Raw genomic sequence first — 20,775 nt, forward strand, 5'->3', positions numbered from 1 at the left:
AATGGGGGTTACTTCATGCGAAGGGCGTCGAGCAGCCCTTCGACGGGTTGAAATCGAAAATCCAGTTCGGCGAGCAGCACGTCGCGTGCGTCACGCCGGAAGATGTCGAGCCATGCGCCACTGCCCTCGGATTGGGCATCCTGGCGCAGCCGTCCGAAGTGCTTTTCGAGCACCTTGGGCACGGTCGACAGCAGGCTGCGCTCGCGCGCGCCCAGCACCTGTTCCATCACCACGTCCACTGCGGCGAGCTTCGCCATGGCGGGCGACCGGATCGCGAGCCGCGATCGCAGCTTGCCGCGCAACGCGCCGACGCCGGCCTCGATCGCCTGCTGCCGGGCCTGGTAGCGCTGGCGGTAGGGCGAGAAATCGGCCTCGGCGTCATTCGCTTCCGAGCGCGCCTGCAGCGAGGCGAAGGCGCTGTCCTCGGCGATGGCCTTCGCGAGCGCCGATCGCACGCGGTGGCATTCGCCTTCTTCGGCGGTGGACGAGGTTTTCGCGCCGGATGCGCCCGCGGCGCCCACGGGCACGCCGTCGAGCGCGGCGGAAAGCGAAATGGCGTCCGTCCAGCTGAACCATTGGCTCAGCCGATCCGACGTGGATGCGCCGGATTCGCGAACATCGGGGCCGGCCAGTCGATCGAGCAAGCGAATGAGCGCCGAGCCGGTCAAACTCCTGCGCATTGACTCTTGCACCATACCGCCAGCTGGAAAACCCAGCAGTCTAACTGATGAGGCCCTCCGAACGGGCCTGGCTGCGCAGGGCGAGGGTAAGCACCTGCAACGCAGACGCCGATTTGCCGGCTACCTCGCGCGCCGCCAGGTGACGGTGCCGACCCCGCCGCTGGACGCGGTCGGGGTGACGTACTTCAGTTCGTCCTGGCTGACCTCGGACAACAGGCGCTTCTGTTCGGTGCCGTCCCAGTTGGGGAAGGTGGCGCGTTCGACCTTGAATGTGAGCGTCTTGTCGGCGGGATTCACGGCGTATGTGCCGACCATCGCAATGCTGCCGGCGACGACGGCCCGGTTCTCGTCGGCCGAACCGGACGCCCGGCTGCCCGATGCGAACCGCGGCAGGTTCGGCCCGATGATGGTGAGCATGAACCGCCCCGCGGGATCCAGCGACAGAGCGCCTGTTGCCCCCGGGCCGTATTGGTCCGTGCGCACCCCGTCCTTTTCGGTGACCGACGACACCAGCATCCATGTGCCGGCCAGATCCGGCTGACCTTGTGCCCAAGCCGACCCAGCGGGCACCGACAGCAGACTTGCGAAGGCCGCGGCCGCCGCCCCCGTGCAAAAGAGGTTCCTGCCATTCATGCCGACTCTCCCGTCCAGAAGGGGAGCGGAATTATCGAATGAAATCGGCCGCCGCAGCGCTCAATCCAGCCACTGCAGCCCGTTGATCGCACTGTCGTAGCGGGCGCTTTCCTGGGGCGTCATGGCGGCCTCGAGTTCCGAGAGCTCCAGGCGCTCGTCATCGTGCGACACCCACTCGAACAGATGCGACGGCGGCATGTCGGCCACCTCGTCCTGGTCGCTCCAGGCCTGGAGGCGCGCGGGCGCGCTTTCGAGGAGCAGGCGAAGGAACAACGCGCGCTCCAGCCGCACCTGGGCGCGCTCTTCGACGTTCATCGCATTGGCAAGCTGGTCGATCCGTTCCTGATACAGGGTCATGCGCAGCCAGAGCTCGTCGCACGACAGGTCAGGGTAGTGCCACACCCTCGGCGACAGGCGCTTGCACCCGAACTGGATGCGCGAGCAGGCCAGTGCCTGCAGGAGCCGAAGGACCAGTTGCTGCGAACGCGCGCTCATCGTGAGCGCATCAAAGCCCAGGTGCCGGGTGCTCGGCGTAGGACGATCCGCCGTCCTCAAGCGGGGCTGCGTCTATCGCCGGCCGTTGCGCAGTGCGCTGTGCGCGAGCAGGAAGGTCGCGGCGTTCCAGCTCTGTCCGGCCATGCCCATCGGCTCGAGGGTGCGGCCGTGGAACCATTCGGTGAAGCGCCAGTCGCCATGCGCGTTCGCACGCGCGAGTCGGGCGAGCGCGTGCCAGGCTTGCTCGCGCAGGCCCAGCCGGGCGAGCGCGAGCACCCAGTAGCCGCCCACGAACGGCCAGATGCCGCCGTTGTGGTACTGGTGCATGAGGTTCTGCTGGTGCCGCGCCATGTACGGCCGCCAAAGCGCATGCTGGCGCGAGAGGGGATGCAGCACCACGCGCACCGGCCACGGCTCATCCACCTGCGCCGCTGCGATCGTGTTGACGATGCGGTGCGACATCGCGTCGTCGGCAAGGCCGCTGTGCATCGCGAGCAGATTGCCGAACACATCGCCCTCGTCGCCGACGACAGAGAGATTGACGAAGCTCAGGTACAGCCCCGGATCGCGCCGCCCGCGCCGGGCGTAGTGCCCGAGCAGCCGCGCGCGGTGGTACTCGGGCAGGTCGCGCTGGAAGGGATTGAAGAGATGGTTGAAGTGGTATTGCGTCTCCTCGGCCTGCGCCAGCGCGTAGCGGCGCTTGACCTCGTACCAGAGCGCATTGGTGTAGAGCACGTAGCCCGAGCGCGGCATGATGTCCGCCCAGTCGCTGGCCTCGTTCTGCTGCAGCAGCCGGAAGTGCTGGTGCTCCTGGGCGAGCAGCCAGCCGATCGCGCGATCGACCCCGTCCTGCCAATGCGAGGCATCGACGCTGCCGGCGCGGCGCACATGGTCCACCGCGATCAGCCACCACAGCGTGGCGTCGATGCAGCCGAGATACCAGAAGTCGGCGTCGAGGCCTTCGGGGTCGACGTACTTCGGTATCTGCCCGTTGGGCGCTTGCTGCGCGGCGAGCGCTTCCAGGCTCGCGACCGCGCCCTGTTCGAGCGAGGGCACGCCGCTGCCGCACATCGCCATCACGCAGATGGCCGCATCACGCCCGAAGATGCGGGTGTAGCGACGCGCCACTGCCGCCTCGGTGCGGCTGGCGGCGAGGATGCCGTGAGGCGTGAGATTGCGTTCGAGGAGATCGAGCGAGCCCTGGGCACAGGCATCGATGAGGGCGAGGTCGGCGGGGGCGAGGGTGGGCATGATCGGTCGCGCTGCCGACAACCACGTCTATGGCGCCCGCAACATCAATGATTGTGCCGAGGTTGATCGCCGGCCACACCGCGATACTTGACCGCCAGTTCCATGCAGGCGCCCGACTCGAGTTGCCCGACCGTCGCGCGATAGACCTCCTGCCACGGCGTCTGGCTCGGCCGGATCGTCGGCACGCCTTCTTCCTTGCGTCGCGCGATCTCCTCGTCGGACACCAGCATGTTGCATTGCCCGGCGTTCAGGTCGATGCGGATGACATCGCCGGTGCACAACCAGGCCAGCCCACCGCCGATGGCGCTCTCGGGCGAGGCGTTGAGGATCGACGGGCTGTCGGAGGTCCCTGACTGCCTTCCATCCCCCAAAGTGGGAAGACTGGTGATCCCGCGCTTGAGCAGCGCGTCCGGCGGCTGCATGTTCACGACTTCCGCGGAACCTGGCCAGCCGACGGGCCCCGCGCCGCGAATCACGAGGATGCAGTTCTCGTCGATGGCGAGCGCCGGGTCATTGATTCGAGCGTGATAGTCGTCCGAGTCCTCGAAGACGATCGCGCGGCACTCGAACTGGCCCTCCGCGCCCGGACGGCTCAGGTAGCGCTCCTTGAACTCCGGGGAGATCACACTCGTCTTCATGATCGCGAAGTCGAACAGATTGCCGCTGAGGACGAGGAACCCGGCGCGCTCCTTGAGGGGGCGCGCGAACTCGCGGATCACTTCCCGGTTCACGCTTTGGCGGCCTTCGAGATTCTGTTCCATCGTCATGCCGGTGACCGTCGGGCGTGTGCTGCGCAGCAAGCCCGCCTGCTGGAGTTCCCACATCACCGCCGGCACGCCGCCTGCGCGATGAAAAGCCTCGCCCAGGTACTTGCCCGCCGGTTGCATGTTCAGCAGCAGCGGCACATCGAAGCCGAACTCGGTCCAGTCGCTCGGACGCAGGTCCACGCCGGCATGCCGCGCCATGGCCATGAGATGGGGCTGCGCGTTGGTGGAGCCGCCGATCGCGGCGTTGACGACGATCGCATCGAGAAATGCGTCCCGCGTGAGGATCGAAGAGGGCCGCCGGTCCTCGAAGGCCAGTTCGACGATGCGGCGACCGGTTTCATAGGCCATCTGCCCCCGTTCACGGTAGGGCGCGGGAATCGCCGCGCAGCCCGTCAATGACAGGCCCAGCGCCTCCGCGAGCGCATTCATGGTCGAAGCGGTTCCCATGGTGTTGCAGTGCCCCACCGAAGGCGCCGATGCCGTGGCGATATCCATGAACTTGACTTCGTCGATCTGGCCGGCCGCCAGAAGCTTGCGGCTCTTCCAGATCGCGGCCCCCGAGCCCACGAGTTCACCCTCGAACCAGCCGTCCAGCATCGGGCCGCCGGACAACACGATCGTGGGAATGTCCACGGTCGCCGCAGCCATGACCTGCGATGGCGTCGACTTGTCGCAGCCCGTCGTCAGCACGACGGCGTCGATCGGATAGCCGTGCAGGATCTCGACCAGGGCCATGTAGGCCAGGTTGCGGTCGATGGCCGCGGTCGGCCGCCTGCAGTTCTCGAAGGTCGGATGCACGGGGAATTCCATCGGAATGCCTCCCGCGTCGCGGATGCCGTCGCGCACGCGCTTGGCCAGTTCGAGATGAACGCGATTGCACGGATTCAGGTCGCTTCCGGATTGCGCGATCCCGATGATGGGTTTGCCGGAGCGCAGTTCCGCCGGCGTGATGCCGTAGTTCATGAAGCGCTCGAGATAGAGCGCCGTCATGTCGATGTGATCGGGGTTGGCGAACCAGTCCTGCGATCGGAACCGGCGGGCGGAGCGGGTTCCTTCCGTCATGCGCCGTGCCAGCCTGCGTCGACGAAGTACTCGCGCCCGGAGCATCGGGCCGCATCGTCCGACGCGAGAAAGAGCGCCATCGCCGCGACATGCGCGGGATCGATCCGTTGCTGCAGGCACTGCGCGGCCACGACGTTCGCCTCGCTTTCGGGCGTTTGCCACAGCTTCATCTGGCGGGGCGTGCGCACCGCGCCCGGGACAATGCAGTTGACGCGGATGTTGAATCTGCCCAGGTCGCGTGCCAATCCCTTGGTCAGTCCCTCGATGCCCGCCTTGGCCGTCATGTAGATCGACAGGCTGGCCAGCGCGAGGTGCCAGGAGATGGAGCCGAGGTTGAGGATCACGCCGCCGCCCGCCGCGCGCATGCCGCTCGACACGGCTTGTGCGCAGAAGAACTGGTGCCTGAGGTTGACGGCGATCCGTTGATCCCAGTAGTCCGCTGTGACGGCATCGATCTCGTGTCGATCGTCATTGGCCGCGTTGTTGATGAGGACGTTGATGGGTCCTCCCGCTTCCTCGATCGCGGCGAAGGTCGCCTGCACAGCCTGGATGTCGGTCAGGTCGCACCGGTGAAAGACAGGCGGGTGCGCGGCATCGCGGAGCTTCGCTTGAAGCGCCCGGCCTTCCTCGTCGGCGATATCCAGGAAAAACACCTTGGCGCCTTGCCGGGCGAAAGCTTCGACCATGGCCGCGCCGATGCCGGAGCCCCCGCCGGTGATGACGACTCGCTTGTCGGCGAGGCTCGGATAGATGGCAGACATTGATGGGTCCTTTTTGTTGATGGGGCCGTGCCTCAGGAAGCGGCGATGCCGCGGGAGGAGAGATTTCGATAGAGCGCCCGGACGCCGAACGTCCAGGGCGCGATGGCGTCGGAGCGTTGCACGCGATTGACCAGCGCGCCCAGCGACGGCGTCGAGATCGTCACGCGATCGCCGAGGCGGTGCGTGAATCCCTTGCCCTCGGCCCCTCGGTCCTGGATGGGGGAGAACATCGTGCCGAGGAACAGGAAGAAGCCGTCTGGATACTGGTGGTGCGCGCCGCAGGTCTGGCCCACCAGATCGGCGGGGTCGCGGCTGATCTCGGCCATGCGGCTGGTTCCTTCGAGCCTGAAGCCGTCGTCCTGCCCTTCGATGGTCAGGCTCACGGTGGCCGCGCGGATCGTGTCCAGCGTGAAGGTCTCGTCGAAGAGCCGCAGGAACGGTCCGATGGCGCAGGAGCCGTTGTTGTCCTTGGCCTTCCCAAGCAGGAGGGCACTGCGGCCTTCGACGTCGCGGAGATTGACGTCGTTGCCCAGCGTGGCGCCGACGATCTGCGAGCGGCTGTTGACGGCCAGCACGATCTCGGGCTCGGGGTTGTTCCATGACGAGCTGGGATGCAGTCCGACGTCCTCGCCGAATCCGACCGCCGACATGGGCTGCGCCTTCGAGAACACTTCGGCATCGGGGCCGATTCCGACTTCCATGTACTGGGACCATGTGCCCTGGCGGATGAGTTCGCGCTTGAGCGTTTCTGCCTCGGGCGAGCCGGGTCGAATGGCCGACAGGTCCGATCCGATCGTGCGCTGAAGCTCGTGCCGGATCTGTGTGGCCTTGGTCCAATCGCCGCCCGCCTGCTCCTCGATGACGCGCTCCAGCAGGCTCACGGCGAAGGTGACGCCGCATGCCTTGATGGCCTGGAGGTCGCACGGTGCCAGGAGCTTCTCGGCGCCAGCCCCTCCAGAGGCCGTCATGGCCTTGTCCAGCCACCCGGCGACCTCACCCAAGGGCTCTCCCGGGCAGTTGCGCACGAATTCCAGGAGGTCATGCCGCTCGAGAAGGTCGGACACCGTGGGCGCCGAGGCAGTGATGTCCACCACCTGACCTTCTCGAACCACCACGACGCAAGGTCCGTTGACGTGACCTGCACGCCAGACCCGGCCGACGAGCAAGGCGCCGGAAGCGTCGGTGGGGAGAAACGATGAATTGAGGAGGTTCGATTGCATTGGTAGATCTAGAGGTGGGATGCCGGAGACAGGGGGTGAATCTCGCAGCTGCTTTCCATGCGCCATTTCCGTTCGAGCGTGCGCGTGCTGCCAGATACATCGACCTCCGCACGCAGCCGGATGTCGGCGCTCGATGCACCGATCCCCAACTCGAACGTGCCCGGCTCGATGATTCGCGCACCGGCCATGCCGGTGAAGGCCAGCATGTCGACCGGTACGCGGAAGGTCACCCGGGAGACCTCGCCGGCGTCCAGTTCCACGCGGCCGAAGGCCTTCAATTCGCGCACGGGTCGCACGACGCTGGCCAGGCGATCGCGCACGTACAGCTGCGGGATCTCCACTCCCTTGCGGGAGCCGGTGTTGGCGACGTCGAAGCTGAGCACGATCTCGCCGTCGTCGATGGGGACGGGAGAAAGGGGCACTTCCAGATTGCGGTACTCGAAGCGCGTGTAGCCGAGGCCATGGCCGAAGGGATACCGGCTGCCGAAGTGCAGGGCGATCGGTGTTCCTCCGCTCTTGAACTTGTGGTTGTAGTAGTAAGGCATGGCGCCGACGTTGTCCGGCACGGAGACGGTCAGCCTGCCCGTGGCCTCGGCGCGGCCCGACAGGACCTCGGCGATGGCGGTGCCGCCCTGCTGGCCGCCGGCGAACGCCATCACGAAGGCTGCGACGCGATCCTCCAGTCCGCCGAGGTTGTAGGGGCGCCCGCTGGTCAGCACGACCACGGTCGGTGTGCCGGTATCGACCACGGCTTCGAGCAACTGCTGCTGCACGCCGGGCAGATCGAGCGAATCTGCGTCGGAGCCTTCACCGATCGTGCCCGTTTGAAAAAGGCCTGCGAGGTCCCCGACGAAGACGAACGCGACATCTGCGTTTCGGGCGACGTCGACAGCCTCGGGAATTCCATCGGTGCGAAGCGAAACCGGCGAGGTGGGTTGGATGCCCTCCGCGCGCACATCGCCCGGAAACACCGGGGTTCCCTTCTTGCGCACTTCGATGATCGAGCAGCCCTTCGCGTAACACACGCTGTCTGTGCCGTAGATCGCCTGCAAGCCCTGCAGCGGCGTCACGATGTGACGGGTGTCTTCGACCTGGTTGTGCAGCACGACATGCGCGGGGTAGCTGTAGCCGCTGAGCATGGCCAACGGATCGTCGGCCGTGGGGCCGATGACGGCGATCCGTGGCGTGCCGGCCGTGCCGAGCGGCAGCACGCCACCCCGGTTGTCCAGCACTACGATCGCCTGGCGCGCCGCTTCGAGGGCCGTCGCAACGACTTCGGGCGTGCGCAGCGCGGGCGCCGCCGCGGTGTCCTCGAAGGTCTTCTCGAACAGCCCCAGGCGAAACTTCTCCGTGAGGACCCGGGAGACGATGCGATCGACGGTCGCCATCGTGATCAGGCCGCGCTCGATCGCCGCGGCGAGGTGCTGCGCGCAATCATCCGCAGGCAACTCGACATCCAGCCCCGCATTGAATGCCAGGGCCGCGGCTTCGGTCGCATCCGCCGCCACCGCGTGGTGCTGGTAGAGCAGGCTCACGCCTACGTAGTCGGCCACCACCAGGCCGTCGAAGCCCCATTGCTCGCGCAACACCTCGGTCAGCAGGTGGTGCGAGCAGTGCGCCGGCTCGCCGTCGATGTCGTGGTAGGCCGGCATCACCGAGCCGGCGTTGGCCTGCTTCACGGCCATCTCGAAGGGAAGCAGGAAAGTGTCGTTCAGTTCGCGCCAGCCGACATGCACCGGCGCATGGTTGCGTGCGCCCTCGCTGAACGAATGACCCGCGTAGTGCTTCAGCGTCGCGAGCACGTCCCGACGCGGGCCCTGGACGCCGCGAACGTAGCGTGTCGCCATGACGCCGACGAGGTAGGGGTCTTCGCCGAAGGTTTCTTCCGTGCGGCCCCACCGCACATCGCGCGAGACGTCGAGAACGGGCGCCAGTCCCTGCTGGCATCCCAGCTCCCGGCATTCGAAGCCGATCTTCTCCGCCACTTGCTCGACGAGCGCGGGATTCCAGGTGGCGCCGAGGGCCAGCGGAGACGGGAACAGCGTGCCGTCGCGGGTCATCATGCCTGCGAGGCACTCTTCATGCGAGATCGCGGGAATGCCCAGGCGTGTCTCGTTCCGCAGATAGCGCTGCAACTTGTTGAGCGCGCGCAATCCGCTGCCCGCCTCGACACTGCGCGTGCCAAGAGGCCGGGTGATCTGTCCGATGCCGTTGGCCAGGCGCCGCAGCACCGAATCGGCGTCGCTGGCGACAACGAAAGCCTCTCCGGGGCGCACCCGGTGTTCGCCGCTCTCGGACAGGATCAGCCAGAAGGCATGCATCTGGGCGATCTTTTCCTCGAGCGTCATGCGTCCGAGCAGGTCGTCCACGCGCGCCGCCAACGGCTGCGCGGGGTCCTTGTAGATGGGCGTGGAAGAGGTCATGGGGGGATGTCGTCGGGTTGTGTCAGCGCGCCGCCCAGAGCATTCCGCGCTCGAGGAGCGTGCGCATCTGGGGCACCTGGAACTCGCTGGCGACATGGCCGAGCGCGCTATAGAACACCCGGCCTTTTCCGTGGCGGCGCTTCCATGCCACCGGCATCAGCACGCCATCGATCCACGGCGCGTGCTCACCAGTGAATGTCGTCGTCGCCAGCACGTCGTTCGACGGATCGACGTGCATGTAGTACTGCTCCGAGCGATAGTCGAAGTCGCCGATGCCCGCCGTCACGGGGTCGTCCGGCCGGGTGATGTTGACTCGGAAGTCGATGACGTTGCCGGGATGGGCGACCCACTGGCCCCCTGTCATGAACTGGTAGTCGACCGCGTCGCGAAAGGCATCGCACATCCCGCCATGAAAGCCTGCGAGGCCGACACCTTCGCGCACCGCACCGGTCAGGTTGGCGAGTTCGTCCTTTTCGATCTTCGACATCGTGATGATCGGGACGATCAGGCTCAGTTCCGCGATGGACGGGTCCGCGAAGGCCTTCGTCGAGGTCTCGACACGCACCTTGAAGCCGTGCTCCGTCAACATGTCCGAGACGATCTTCGCGCCCTGGTCGGGCTCGTGCCCCATCCAGCCGCCCCACACGATCATGGCTTCACGCATTGAGTTGCCTTTGTTCAGTTCACCGATGGGGTCAGCCGAGGCCGCCTGCCGAGAATGCGGTCGGCAGGATCTGTGGCCGTGCCGGTCGGGTCTCGATGCTCACGTGCCGGCCGAGTCGCGACGAGGTCTCGAACGCCTCCATCACTTCGAGGACATGAAGGGCCAGTTCGCCCGATGCGCGATGCGGACGGCCGGCGCGGATCGCATGCGCCATGTCGGCCACGCCGATGCTTCGGTAGTTGCCGTCTCCGTACGCATGTCCGATGGGCTGGTCCACCCACTCCTGCCCGGCCTGGGCGAGCTGGATGGTGCCACCGAAGTAGTTCGGATCGGGCACGATCATGCTGGCCTCGGTGCCGTAGAGCTCGATGGGCACATGCCGATGCTTCGGCACGTCGAAGCTGGTCGCGATCGACACGATGGCGCCCGAAGCGAACTCCATCGTGCCGGCGACATGGGTGGCCACTTCGACGTCGATCTTCGTGCCCTTGAGCGGTTCGCTGGTGATGAGGCGCTCGCTGCGCACACGCGAGGTCGACCCCGAAACGCGCGCGACGGGTCCGATGAGGTTGACCAGCGCCGTGATGTAGTACGGCCCCATGTCGAGCATCGGCCCGCCGCCCTCGGCGTAGTAGAAGGCAGGATTCGGATGCCACCGCTCGTGGCCCGGGCACATGAAAGTCGCCGTGCCGGCCACTGGCTTGCCGATGGCGCCTTCATCGACGAGCTTGCGGCAGGTCTGATGCGCGCCACCCAGAAAGGTATCGGGCGCACAACCGACGCGAAGGCCGCGCTTGTCGGCCGCTTCGAGCAGCGTTCTTGCGTGGGCTGTCGTGAGGCCCAAGGGCTTCTCGGAATGCACGTGCTTTCCGGCGGCGATCGCCATCAGGCCGACCTCGACATGCGCCGCCGGGATCGTCAGGTTGACGATGATCTCGATCGCCGGGTCGCGCAGGAGCGCGTCGACCGAAACCGCCTCGAGCCCGAACTGCGAGGCACGCGCCTGCGCCGCTTCCGGCTTCAGGTCCGCGACGCCCCGGATATCGAGGATGGGAAACTTCGTCGCGGCCTTCAGGTAGGCCTCGCTGATATTCCCGCAGCCGATGAAGCCGATGCCCACCTTGTCCATCAGTGCTCCTGCACCGGGAAGGCGGAATACTTCTTCACGATGCCGGCGAGCTCGTTGTTCACCTTGCACTGCTTCAGCGAGAACGACGAGAGGACCTGATCGATCTGCGATTCGGACAAGTCCTTGAACAGTCGGGCGTAGGTCTGCTGCATCAGCGCGCTGGTGTAGAAGCAGAGCACCGCCGAGCTGAAGCACTTGCGGTTGTAGACCTGGGTGATGCTGTCGTCGCCGATGACGTCGTAGATCTGCTGCGCGAGCTTCCCGGTTTCCTGCTTCACTGGCGTCTGGGGCATCCACACCATCCAGTCGTCGGCGCCGAGCTGAACCTTCTTCCGGATGAAGTCACCAACCCGCTGCTGGTACTCCGATTCGGGGTCGAGGGTCACCAGGCCCATCACGCCGACGTCCTTGTAGGTCCAGGTGGTCCAGTGCGCGCCATGACGCTCGAAGATGCCGATCTGGTCGTCCATGGCGCGCAGGCGGTCGGGCACCTCTGCGGCGCCGCCGTTGTAGACCGATCCGAACTCCCCGACCCACAGGGGAACGCTGTGCTTCTTCGTGAACACGGTGCCTTCGTGGTTCGTGAACTCAAGTTCCTGCCTCGCCAGGTCCCAGTGCTCGGGGCCATCGCTTCGGGGCTGTCCCGCATCGATCGTGCCGGGGTACTGGCCCGGGCCGAAGCCCGCGATGGTGTAGTTGTGGCTGCTGTAGACGAGGTTGTCCGCGAACGGTGCTTCCAGGCCGCTGAACAGGTAGGAATACCGATCGCCTTCGAGAAAGATGATGTGCTTGGGATCGATCTCCCTCACCGCGGCGACGGCGCGTCGGTAGACCGTGTTCATCAGCTCCCAGTCCGGACGGTAGTTCTTGTGGATGTTCCAGGGCAGGTCGCCGAACTGGTTGTTCACGCAGGGCTCGTTCATCAGGTTGAAGCCCGCGACGACGGCCTCGTCCTTGTAGCGCCTCGCGATCTCCTTCCACAGCGCAACGAACCGGTCCTGGTAGTGCGAGTGGTTCCAGAACAGGCTGTGCCTGTTGGCATTGTCCGAATGCCAATGCACGTTCTGCCAGCCCTGGACGGCGTGGAGATCGAGGATGGCGTAGAGGCCGTGCTTCTCGCACCAGCGCAGCACCTGCGTCAGCCGCTGGAACCCGGCTTCCTTGTAGACGAAGGGCTTGTTGTCGTCCTCGAAATGCCGGTAGTTCAGCGGGAGCCGGACCACCGTGGTGCCAAGGCTCTTGAGGTATTCAATGTCGGACTCATTGAAGAAGTGATCGTGGAACCGCTCGAAGAAGAACTCGGCCTTCGACTTGCCCAGGACCTCGGCCATCTCGAAGCGCAGCGTGTGCTCCGCGCCGGAGAACCCGTTGATGAAGTCCTCCATGTTCATCCAGCCGCCGACGCAGGTGCCCCGGAGGCGCACGCTCTTGCCTCGGGCGTCGACGATCTGGTTGGCCTTCACGCTCAGAAAATCCATTGGTGCTGCTCCTGTTGATCAGTTGATTCGTTGCTCGGTCGCCGCGTCGAAGAGATGCGCGTGTTCGCGCTGCGCGGTGATGTGGATGACTTCGCCGGGCCCGGCGGTGATGCGCTCGCGGAAGACTGCGCAGATCGCCTGTCCGCCGATCTGGGCCATCACCTGCGTCTCGGAGCCGGTCGGCTCGACCACCTCCACCGTGATCGGAAAGCCCGCGTCGTCGAGCACGAAGTGCTCGGGCCGGATGCCATAGACCGCCGGCAGTCCCGGCGTTGCTTTCTGCGCATTCGAGAAGGGCAGGGTGAGGCCGCCCGATCCCTCGACCACGAAGCCTTCCCGCTCCACCTTGCCCTTGAGCAGGTTCATCGCGGGGCTGCCGATGAAGCCGGCAACGAAGAGGTTGGCCGGACGGTCGTAGAGGTCGAGTGGGGCGCCGACCTGCTCGACGACGCCGTCATGCAGGACCACGATCTTGTCGGCCATCGTCATCGCCTCGACCTGGTCGTGGGTCACGTAGACGATGGTGGTTCCGAGGCGCTGGTGCAGCGCCTTGATCTCGGTGCGCATCTGCACACGCAGCTTGGCGTCGAGGTTGGACAGCGGCTCGTCGAACAGGAACACCTTGGGGTCGCGAACGATCGCGCGGCCCATCGCGACGCGCTGGCGCTGGCCGCCCGAGAGTTCCTTGGGCAGGCGACCCAGCAGCGGCTCGAGACTAAGGATCTTCGCCGCGCGTGCGACCTTCGGATCGATCTCGCTCTTCTTCGCGCCGCCCATCTTGAGCGAGAAGGCCATGTTCTGCTCGACCGTCATGTGCGGATAGAGCGCATAGCTCTGGAACACCATCGCGATGTCGCGTTCCTTCGGTTCCAGGTCGTTGACGACCCGTTCGCCGATGCGGATCTCGCCGCCCGAAATATCCTCGAGGCCGGCAATCATCCGCAGCAGCGTCGACTTGCCGCAGCCGGAAGGGCCGACGAGGATGACGAACTCGCCATCATCGATTTCGACATCGACGCCGCGAATGACGGGCACCGCGCCATAGTCCTTCTGGACCTTTCTGATACTCACTGAAGACATTGATTGATCCTTGTCAGTTCTCGATGGCACTGTGCGCCACCCGCATCGCATGAAACCGGCACAGCCGAGGCCAGGAACCCCGCGGAACCGGCTTTGCCGGGCCGCCGGGGTTGCCCCCTGCAAGGGGGTGCCCGAGCCACACGAAGTGGGCGAGGCTGGGGGTGGGTTTCATCTCAGCCTTTGACAGAGCCGGAGGTCAGGCCGGCCACGATGTGCTTCTGGGCAGCAAAGAACATGATCACGGCCGGAAGGATCGTGAGCGTGATGAATGCCAGCACCAGGTTCCAGTCGGTGGAGAACTCGCCCTGGTACGCCATGATCCCGAGCGGCCAGGTGTAGAGCGTCTCGCGGTTGAAGACCACGAGCGGCAGCAGGTAGGAGTTCCAGCTGTGCACGAAGACGATCACCGCCACCGTCGCCAGGATGGGCCTCGACAGCGGCAGCACGATGTGCCAGAAGAACCTGAAGTAGCCGCAGCCGTCGATGAGCGCCGCCTCGAACAGTTCCGCCGGCAGTTGCTTGAAGTAGTTGCGGAACAGCAGGATGCTCGACGCCAGGCCGAAGGCGACCTGCGGCAGGACGACGCCCCAGTAGTTGTCGAGCAGGCCCAGGTCCCGGATCTGGATGAACAGCGGCAGGATCGCGGTCGCCGCAGGGAACATCAATCCGAGAAGCAGGTAGTTGACGAGGAAGGTCGAGCCGAAGAACTGGATGTGCACGAACACGAACGCCGCCATCGCCGAGACCATCACCGTCAGGATGACCGTCAGCACCGCGATCACGGCGGAATTCCCCATCAGTTGCCAGTAGCGGCTCCCGCCCAGGATGTCCCAGTAGTTGCGCCATTCCCATTGCGCCGGAAATCCGAAGGGATTGACGCGCAGGTCCCCGAGGGTCTTGAAGCCGCCGAGGACGGTGGCGACCAAAGGGATCAGCACCAGCCCGGCGACGAGGAACAGCGCCGCATAGCGCACGACCGGCGACATGGCCGCGGACTTCGGCGCGGATGAATCGTGACTAGTCATGGCGCATCAGGACCCGCTTGTAGCCAAAGGCGAAGACCACGCAGATGATGAACAGGACAACGCCGACGGCACTGCCGAAGCCGATCTCCATCCGAGTGACACCGTAGTTGTAGAGGAAGGTCACCATCGTCTGCGTGCTGTCGGACGGACCGCCCTTGGTCAGCGGCATGATGAGATCGAACAGCTGGATCGAGCCGAGGATCGCGAAGAACACCGACAGCCTGATCGTCGAACCCAGCAACGGAACCGTGATCCGGCTGAAGATCTGCCAGCGCGACGCGCCGTCGATGCGGGCCGCCTCGTACAGGCTTCGATCGATCTGCTGCAATCCGGCGATGTACAGGATCATGTGGAAGCCGAAGTACTTCCAGATCACGACGATCAGGATGGCGTACATGGCGAGGTCGGGCTCGGACAGCACGTAGGGTGCGGTCCCTCCGAAAGATTCCCAGATCTTCGCCAGCAAGCCGTAGTCGCCGTCGTAGACGAAGCGCCAGATCAGGCCGGCCGCGATCTCCGCCAGGATGTAGGGCAGGAAGAAGATCAACCTGAACGTGGTCGTGCCGATGACCCGGTCGGCCAGCAGCACCGCCATCGCCAGCGCCAATGGCAACTGCACCGCCAGCGACCCCACGATGATCAGCAGGTTGTTGCCAAGGGCGATATGGAACGCGGGGTTGCGGAAGAGGTCCACGAAGTTCCGCAGGCCGACGAAATTCGTGGGAACGCCATAGCCGTTCCAGTTGAAGAAGCTGTACCAGCCGGCCGCGCCCATCGGGAAGGCAACGAACAAGGTGAACAGCAGAATGGCCGGCGGAAGAAAGAACAGCACCACTGTGGTCGTGCCGCCGGTCCGCCTGGATGGTTTGCGGCGCCAGGCCCGCGACCAGCCCGTCGGGGCGGCGGGCATGGTGCCTGCACTGTGATCGATCGTCGTCACGCTGGATTCCTCCCTGCGCTTGTGTCGTGGTCGCGCGATCGCTCAGTTGGTGCTGTTGGCGCGCTGCCAGGCGGCTTGCACGGCAGCCGCGGCTTCCGCCGGCTTCATCTTCCCGGTCGCGAGATCGACCGAAATGTCGTTGACGACCGCACCGACCGATGGGCCAAGCATCTGGTCGTAATAGATCTGGTGGTAGTGCGACTTCGCGACGTTCTCCGCCAACTGGCGAAGGATGGGGTTGGCGATCGCGTCCTGCGTGCCATTGACGACGGGGATGTAGGAACCGCGTTGAGCCGGGATGCGCTGGTTGCTGGCCTCCGAGAAGAAGCGCAGGAATTCGGCAGCCTCTTTCGGCGAGCCCTTGGTGACCAGCCAGCCGTTCATTCCGCCGAGGGTGTCGCTCGGGTCGCCCTTGCCGCCCGCCACGGCCGGGAACGGGAACCATCCCAGCTTGTCCTCGGGAATGCCGAGCTTGTTCGCGGAGTTCGCCTTCATCGAGCCGAGCATCGAGTTCAGCTGGAGGACCATGGCGCCCTTGCCGTCGCCGAACTGACCCGAAGACTGGGGAAACGTTGCGCCAAGGTAGCCCGGCTGGAACGGCTTCAGATCCGTGAGCTGCTGGAACAAGGTGCCTGCCTGGACGAAGGGATCGCTCGCAAAGCCCTTGCCTTCGCCCTGCATGGCGGATTCGAAAGCACCCTTGCCGCCGATTCGCAATGCCAGGTGCGACCAATAGAAGTGCAGCGGCCACTTGTCACCACCGCCCACGATGATCGGCGTGGTTCCCGAGTCCTTGATCTTCTTCACTGCGCCGAGCAGGTCGTCCCAGGTCTTGATCGACCCTGCGTCCACGCCGGCCTTCGCGAAGAGGTCCTTGTTGTAGAAGAACCCGACCTGGCCCAACTGCAGCGGCACGCCATAGACCTTGCCGTTGACCGTAAAGGCCTGCAGCGCGGCCGGCATGAAGCTTTCGCGCCACTTCGCATCCATGGGCGCCGACAGGTCCTCGACGACACCGGCCTTGATCTGGTCGCGCATCGTTCCGCCGCCCCAGCTGTACAGGATGTTCGGCCGGTCCGGCGACTGCAGGAGCGTCGTCAGCTTCTTCTTGTACGACTCGTTCTCGAGGTACTGGATCTCGACCTTGACGCCGGGGTGCGTCGATTCGAAACGCCGTGCAACGTCGTTGTAGAAGGCGCCGGTCTCGGGGTTCTGGTCCACGTGCATCAGGCGAACCGTCGTGTCGGCGAGAACACTCGCTGAGGACAGCCACATTCCCGCGGCGACCAGCGCAGAAGCAGCCAACTTGATGTTTCTCATCGTGTCTCCAATTTGTATGATGGCCGAACAAATGTGCCATCGGGCCGTGGCGAGGTCACTAGGGAATACGCTGACAGTGCCAGAATTCCCGGTTGGCGCTACGCTTGCACCTGTTTCCGCTGAGCCAATGATGGCCAAGGATCGCCATGAACCATCTGAAAAATCGAAGCGAAAGATCATTGATTCGACCAGCAGTCGTAAAGCGCCTCAGGGCTCCGAAGGAGGAGATTCCCTCGTCGGTGCCGGCGCCGGCGCCAGTGAAGGGGGACCAGGCGCTCGTCAAGAGCATCAACCGCATCGCCTTGCTTCGCCTGCTCCGCGAGCACGCCGGCATCTCGCGCGCGGGGCTGTCCGAGCGCAGCGGCCTGACACGATCCACCGTCAGCCTGCTCATCAAGGAACTCATCGACGAAGGGTGGCTGGTCGAGGCGGACGCATTCGTCACCGGCACCGTCGGACGCCGGCCGACGCCCTTGAAGCTCGCCGGGAAGGACATGGTCTTGCTTGGCGTCGATCTCGGGCCAGACGCGGTCCAGGTGGTCGCGACGTCGATCCACGGCGAAATTCTCGAGGCAAGCCAGGCTGGCCTTCGGTCGAAGGATCCGGACGAGGCATGCCACCAGCTCGTCGAGATGGCCACCGCGCTTTCCGCCAAGATGGCGCGCGGCGGTTTGCGTCTGCTGGGCATCGGCGTCGGGCTGCATGGCCCGGTCGACAAGCGTTCGGGCATGCTGGAATTCGCGCCGAACATCGGCTGGCGCCATGTCGAGATCGGCCGCCGGCTTGGGGCGGAACTCGCACAGGCGGGCCTGGCCGACGTCCCTGTCTACTATCACAACGAAGCCGATCTGGCCGCCGTCGGCGAGACCGAGTTCTGCGAAAGACCGGTCGACGATCCCCTGGTCTACGTCAGCTGCGGCGTCGGGGTCGGCGCGGGCATCATCCTCAACCACGCGCTGTTCACGGGCGCCAGCGGTTCAGCGGGCGAGATCGGCCACACGACGCTCGTGATCGAAGGGCAGCCCTGCTCGTGCGGTCGCCTCGGATGTGCGGAGGCGTATATCGGGCTCAAGGCCATCGCAGCCTCTGCCGGGTGCTTTCAGGGCGATGCGATCGACAGGCGGGCGCTGCGCGCGCGCATGAGCAGCCGCGATCCGGCGACCCGGGCCGCTTTCGCGAAGGCGGGCGCCTATCTCGGCGTGCTGCTCCAGAACGCCTGGACGACGTTCAACCCGCAGGTGATCGTCCTGGGTGGCGAGACGGTGACGCTCGGCGGAGACACGCTGCTCGACGCAGCCACCGACGTACTTTCCCGTTATGCGCAAAGGGCCGGCCTGACGGCGCCCGTGGTGAAGACGGCGCGGTATTCCGATCTTGCGACCGCCGTTGGCGGCGCCGCCTACGCCTTGCACGCGATGCTCAATCCGCACCAGCCGGCGCTGCATTCGCAATACGTGGCAGCCAGTTAGTTCGACGTTCGAATTAATTGGCTCGACTGGCCGCGTGCGGCAAATAGCGCACCGACAACACCCCTTCGATCGCCCCGATGTCGTCGAGCACCGCGCCGCCCACCGCGCTGTCCACGTCCACCAGCGTGTAGGCCATGTCGCCGCGCGACTTGTTGACCATGTTGTGGATGTTCAGGCCCGCCTGCGCCATGGCGGTGGAGATCTGACCGAGCATGTTCGGCACGTTGGCGTTCGCGATCGCGACCCGGTAGGCGGATTCGCGCGCCATCGTCACGCCGGGGAAGTTCACCGCGTTCGTGATGTTGCCGTTCTCCAGGAAGTCGCTGAGCTGGTCGGCCACCATGACAGCGCAGTTTTCTTCGGCCTCGCGGGTGCATGCGCCAAGGTGCGGCAGGCAGATCACGCGCGCGTGCCGATGCAGCTGCGCGCTCGGGAAGTCGCACACGTAGTGCCCGAGATGGCCAGAAGTCAGCGCGGCCAGCACCGCCGCGTTGTCCACCACGCCGTCGCGCGAGAAGTTCAGCAGCACGGTGCCCGGGCGCATCAGGCCGATGTTGGCGGCGCTGACGAGGTGGCGGGTGGCCTGCATCAGCGGCACGTGCAGGGTCACGAAATGCGCGCTGCGCAGCACCTCGGCGACGCTGCCGGCCTTCTTCACCTGCGAGGGCAGGCTCCAGGCCGCATCGACCGTGATGTCGGGGTCGTAGCCGAGCACGTTCATGCCGAGCTTGATGGCCGCGTCGGCCACGAGGCAGCCCACCTTGCCGAGCCCGACCACGCCGAGCGTCTGGCCCGCGAGCTCGAAGCCCGCGAAGGCGCTCTTGCCGCTTTCCACGGTCTTGTCGAGATCGGCATGCGCGGTGTCGAGCTCATCGACGAAACGCAGCGCGCCCGAGAGCTGGCGCGCGGCCATCAGCATGCCGGCGATCACCAGTTCCTTGACCGCATTCGCGTTGGCGCCCGGTGCGTTGAAGACGGGCACGCCGCGCGCGCTCATCGCTTCGACCGGGATGTTGTTGGTGCCGGCGCCGGCACGGGCGATGGCGCGCACGCTGGAAGGGATCTCCATCCTGTGCATGTCCGCCGAACGCACCAGCACCGCGTCGGGCAGGGCGATATCAGGGCCAGTGACGTAGTGTTCGGCCGGCAGCCGGGCCAGGCCCTTGGACGAGATCTGGTTGAGCACCAGGATCTTGAGGCGCTCAGCCATGGCTCGCCTCGAACTCCTTCATGTAGGCCACCAGCGCCTGCACGCCTTCGATGGGCATCGCGTTGTAGATCGATGCGCGCATGCCGCCGACCGAGCGATGGCCCTTGAGCTGCACCATGCCGCGCGCGTCTGCGCCCTTGAGGAAGGCCTCGTCCAGCGATTCGTCGCGCAGCTTGAAGGGCACGTTCATCAGCGAGCGGTCTTCGCGCGCCACCGGGTTGTAGAAGAACGAGGTGGTTTCCAGATGGTCGTACAGCACCGCGGCCTTGCGGCGGTTGTTCGCCTCGATGGCCGGGAGGCCGCCTTGCTGCTCGATCCAGTTGAACACCAGCCCCGCGATGTAGATCGCGTAGGTGGGCGGGGTGTTGAACATCGAGTCGTTCTCGGCCTGGATCTTGTAGTCGAAGGCCGAAGGCGTGATCGGCAGCGCCTGCCCGATGAGGTCGTCACGCACGATCACCACCGTCACGCCGGCCGGCCCGATGTTCTTCTGCGCGCCGCCGTAGATGAGGCCGTAGCGGCTCACGTCGACCGGCCTGGACATGAAGTTGCTCGACATGTCGGCCACCAGCGGCACGTCGCCGGTGTCGGGCGTCCAGTGGTATTCGACGCCGCCGATGGTTTCGTTCGAGCAGATGTGCACGTAGGCGGCCTTGGGGTCGAGCTTCCAGGTCTCCTGCCTGGGCACGCTCGTGTAGCCGTCCTTCTCGCTGCTGGCGGCCACGTTGACCTTGCAGTACTTCTTCGTTTCCTTGATCGACTTCTTCGACCACTCGCCGGTGTCGATGTAGTCCGCGCTCTCCCGGCCGCGCAGCATGTTCATCGGAACGATCGCGTTCTCCGCGATCGCGCCGCCCTGCAGGAAGAGCACCTTGTAGTTCTTGGGCACCGCCAGAAGCTCGCGCAGCCGCCTTTCGGCTTCGGCATGGATGGAGATGAACTCCTTGCCGCGATGGCTCATCTCCATCACCGACATGCCGCTGCCGCGCCAGTCGAGCATCTCGTCCGCGGCCTGCCGCAGCACCGATTCGGGCAACGTGGCAGGGCCTGCGCTGAAGTTGAAGACACGGGTCATCGTGAAATCTCCACGGGGTGCGGGCGTGCACCGTAGCGCATCGGCGGAAGTCCGACAAGTGGCCTTTGGTGCTGGTTGTTGCGCATTTGCCAG

General features: G+C 65.5%; 18 protein-coding genes. 1 reads left to right on the forward strand and 17 read right to left on the reverse strand.

Features of this window, described 5'->3' with window-relative positions; translation table 11 throughout:
* Positions 1–8: 8 nt before the first annotated feature.
* From BLW05_RS22920 to BLW05_RS22990, 15 genes are all read right to left on the reverse strand, one after another.
* The gene (locus BLW05_RS22920; RefSeq protein ID WP_093165867.1) at positions 9–695 is read right to left on the reverse strand and encodes a DUF3348 domain-containing protein; all 687 of its coding nucleotides are present in this window, start codon (positions 693–695) and stop codon (positions 9–11) included.
* A gap of 105 nt (positions 696–800) precedes the next feature.
* Positions 801–1,313 (reverse strand): lipocalin-like domain-containing protein, encoded by a 513-nt coding sequence (locus BLW05_RS22925; RefSeq protein ID WP_093165868.1) that lies wholly within the window; start codon positions 1,311–1,313, stop codon positions 801–803.
* Between the two features lie 60 nt (positions 1,314–1,373).
* Positions 1,374–1,808 carry a hypothetical protein gene (locus BLW05_RS22930; RefSeq protein ID WP_093165869.1) on the reverse strand — a complete coding sequence of 145 codons (435 nt, stop codon included), beginning with the start codon at positions 1,806–1,808 and terminating at the stop codon, positions 1,374–1,376.
* Between the two features lie 72 nt (positions 1,809–1,880).
* Entirely contained in the window at positions 1,881–3,059 is a 1,179-nt protein-coding gene (locus BLW05_RS22935; protein ID WP_093165934.1) for an amylo-alpha-1,6-glucosidase, read from the reverse strand.
* 44 nt (positions 3,060–3,103) lie between these two features.
* The gene (locus tag BLW05_RS22940; RefSeq protein ID WP_093165870.1) at positions 3,104–4,888 is read right to left on the reverse strand and encodes an IlvD/Edd family dehydratase; all 1,785 of its coding nucleotides are present in this window, start codon (positions 4,886–4,888) and stop codon (positions 3,104–3,106) included.
* On the reverse strand, positions 4,885–5,649 hold the full coding sequence (locus BLW05_RS22945; RefSeq protein WP_093165871.1) for a D-xylose 1-dehydrogenase: 765 nt from the start codon (positions 5,647–5,649) through the stop codon (positions 4,885–4,887). The genes BLW05_RS22940 and BLW05_RS22945 overlap by 4 nt, the downstream gene beginning before the upstream one ends.
* Positions 5,650–5,681: 32 nt before the next feature.
* Positions 5,682–6,869, reverse strand: a complete 1,188-nt coding sequence (locus BLW05_RS22950; protein ID WP_093165872.1) for a fumarylacetoacetate hydrolase family protein — start codon at positions 6,867–6,869, stop codon at positions 5,682–5,684.
* 8 nt (positions 6,870–6,877) lie between these two features.
* Positions 6,878–9,292, reverse strand: coding sequence for a glycoside hydrolase family 3 protein (locus BLW05_RS22955; RefSeq protein WP_093165873.1), 2,415 nt, complete (start codon positions 9,290–9,292; stop codon positions 6,878–6,880).
* A 22-nt stretch (positions 9,293–9,314) separates the two neighbouring features.
* On the reverse strand, positions 9,315–9,956 hold the full coding sequence (locus tag BLW05_RS22960; RefSeq protein ID WP_093165874.1) for a ThuA domain-containing protein: 642 nt from the start codon (positions 9,954–9,956) through the stop codon (positions 9,315–9,317).
* Between the two features lie 31 nt (positions 9,957–9,987).
* Complete coding sequence (locus tag BLW05_RS22965) at positions 9,988–11,085, reverse strand: Gfo/Idh/MocA family protein (RefSeq protein WP_093165875.1); 1,098 nt, start codon at positions 11,083–11,085, stop codon at positions 9,988–9,990.
* Positions 11,085–12,563 (reverse strand): glycoside hydrolase family 5 protein, encoded by a 1,479-nt coding sequence (locus BLW05_RS22970; protein ID WP_093165876.1) that lies wholly within the window; start codon positions 12,561–12,563, stop codon positions 11,085–11,087. The genes BLW05_RS22965 and BLW05_RS22970 overlap by 1 nt, the downstream gene beginning before the upstream one ends.
* Before the next feature lie 18 nt (positions 12,564–12,581).
* Positions 12,582–13,643: an ABC transporter ATP-binding protein gene (locus BLW05_RS22975; protein WP_093165877.1), complete on the reverse strand. Its 1,062-nt coding sequence runs from the start codon at positions 13,641–13,643 to the stop codon at positions 12,582–12,584.
* Positions 13,644–13,816: 173 nt separating this feature from the next.
* Positions 13,817–14,668: a carbohydrate ABC transporter permease gene (locus tag BLW05_RS22980; RefSeq protein WP_093165878.1), complete on the reverse strand. Its 852-nt coding sequence runs from the start codon at positions 14,666–14,668 to the stop codon at positions 13,817–13,819.
* Positions 14,661–15,608, reverse strand: coding sequence for a carbohydrate ABC transporter permease (locus BLW05_RS22985; protein ID WP_218135212.1), 948 nt, complete (start codon positions 15,606–15,608; stop codon positions 14,661–14,663). The genes BLW05_RS22980 and BLW05_RS22985 overlap by 8 nt, the downstream gene beginning before the upstream one ends.
* Before the next feature lie 42 nt (positions 15,609–15,650).
* Positions 15,651–16,928 carry an ABC transporter substrate-binding protein gene (locus BLW05_RS22990; RefSeq protein ID WP_093165879.1) on the reverse strand — a complete coding sequence of 426 codons (1,278 nt, stop codon included), beginning with the start codon at positions 16,926–16,928 and terminating at the stop codon, positions 15,651–15,653.
* 257 nt (positions 16,929–17,185) lie between these two features.
* On the opposite strand from BLW05_RS22990, the gene BLW05_RS22995 reads away from it, so the two are divergent.
* On the forward strand, positions 17,186–18,397 hold the full coding sequence (locus BLW05_RS22995) for an ROK family transcriptional regulator (protein WP_256330453.1): 1,212 nt from the start codon (positions 17,186–17,188) through the stop codon (positions 18,395–18,397).
* A 13-nt stretch (positions 18,398–18,410) separates the two neighbouring features.
* On the opposite strand, the gene BLW05_RS23000 is transcribed toward BLW05_RS22995, so the two are convergent.
* Together BLW05_RS23000 and serC are read right to left on the reverse strand one after the other, a co-directional pair.
* Positions 18,411–19,607 (reverse strand): phosphoglycerate dehydrogenase, encoded by a 1,197-nt coding sequence (locus tag BLW05_RS23000; RefSeq protein ID WP_093165881.1) that lies wholly within the window; start codon positions 19,605–19,607, stop codon positions 18,411–18,413.
* A complete protein-coding gene (gene serC / locus BLW05_RS23005; protein ID WP_093165882.1) occupies positions 19,600–20,682 on the reverse strand; it encodes a 3-phosphoserine/phosphohydroxythreonine transaminase in 1,083 nt (360 codons plus the stop codon). Before serC ends, BLW05_RS23000 begins: the two co-directional genes overlap by 8 nt.
* Positions 20,683–20,775: the final 93 nt, after the last annotated feature.

The sequence above is a fragment of the Variovorax sp. YR216 genome, assembly GCF_900107745.1.
GTDB lineage: Bacteria > Pseudomonadota > Gammaproteobacteria > Burkholderiales > Burkholderiaceae_C > Variovorax.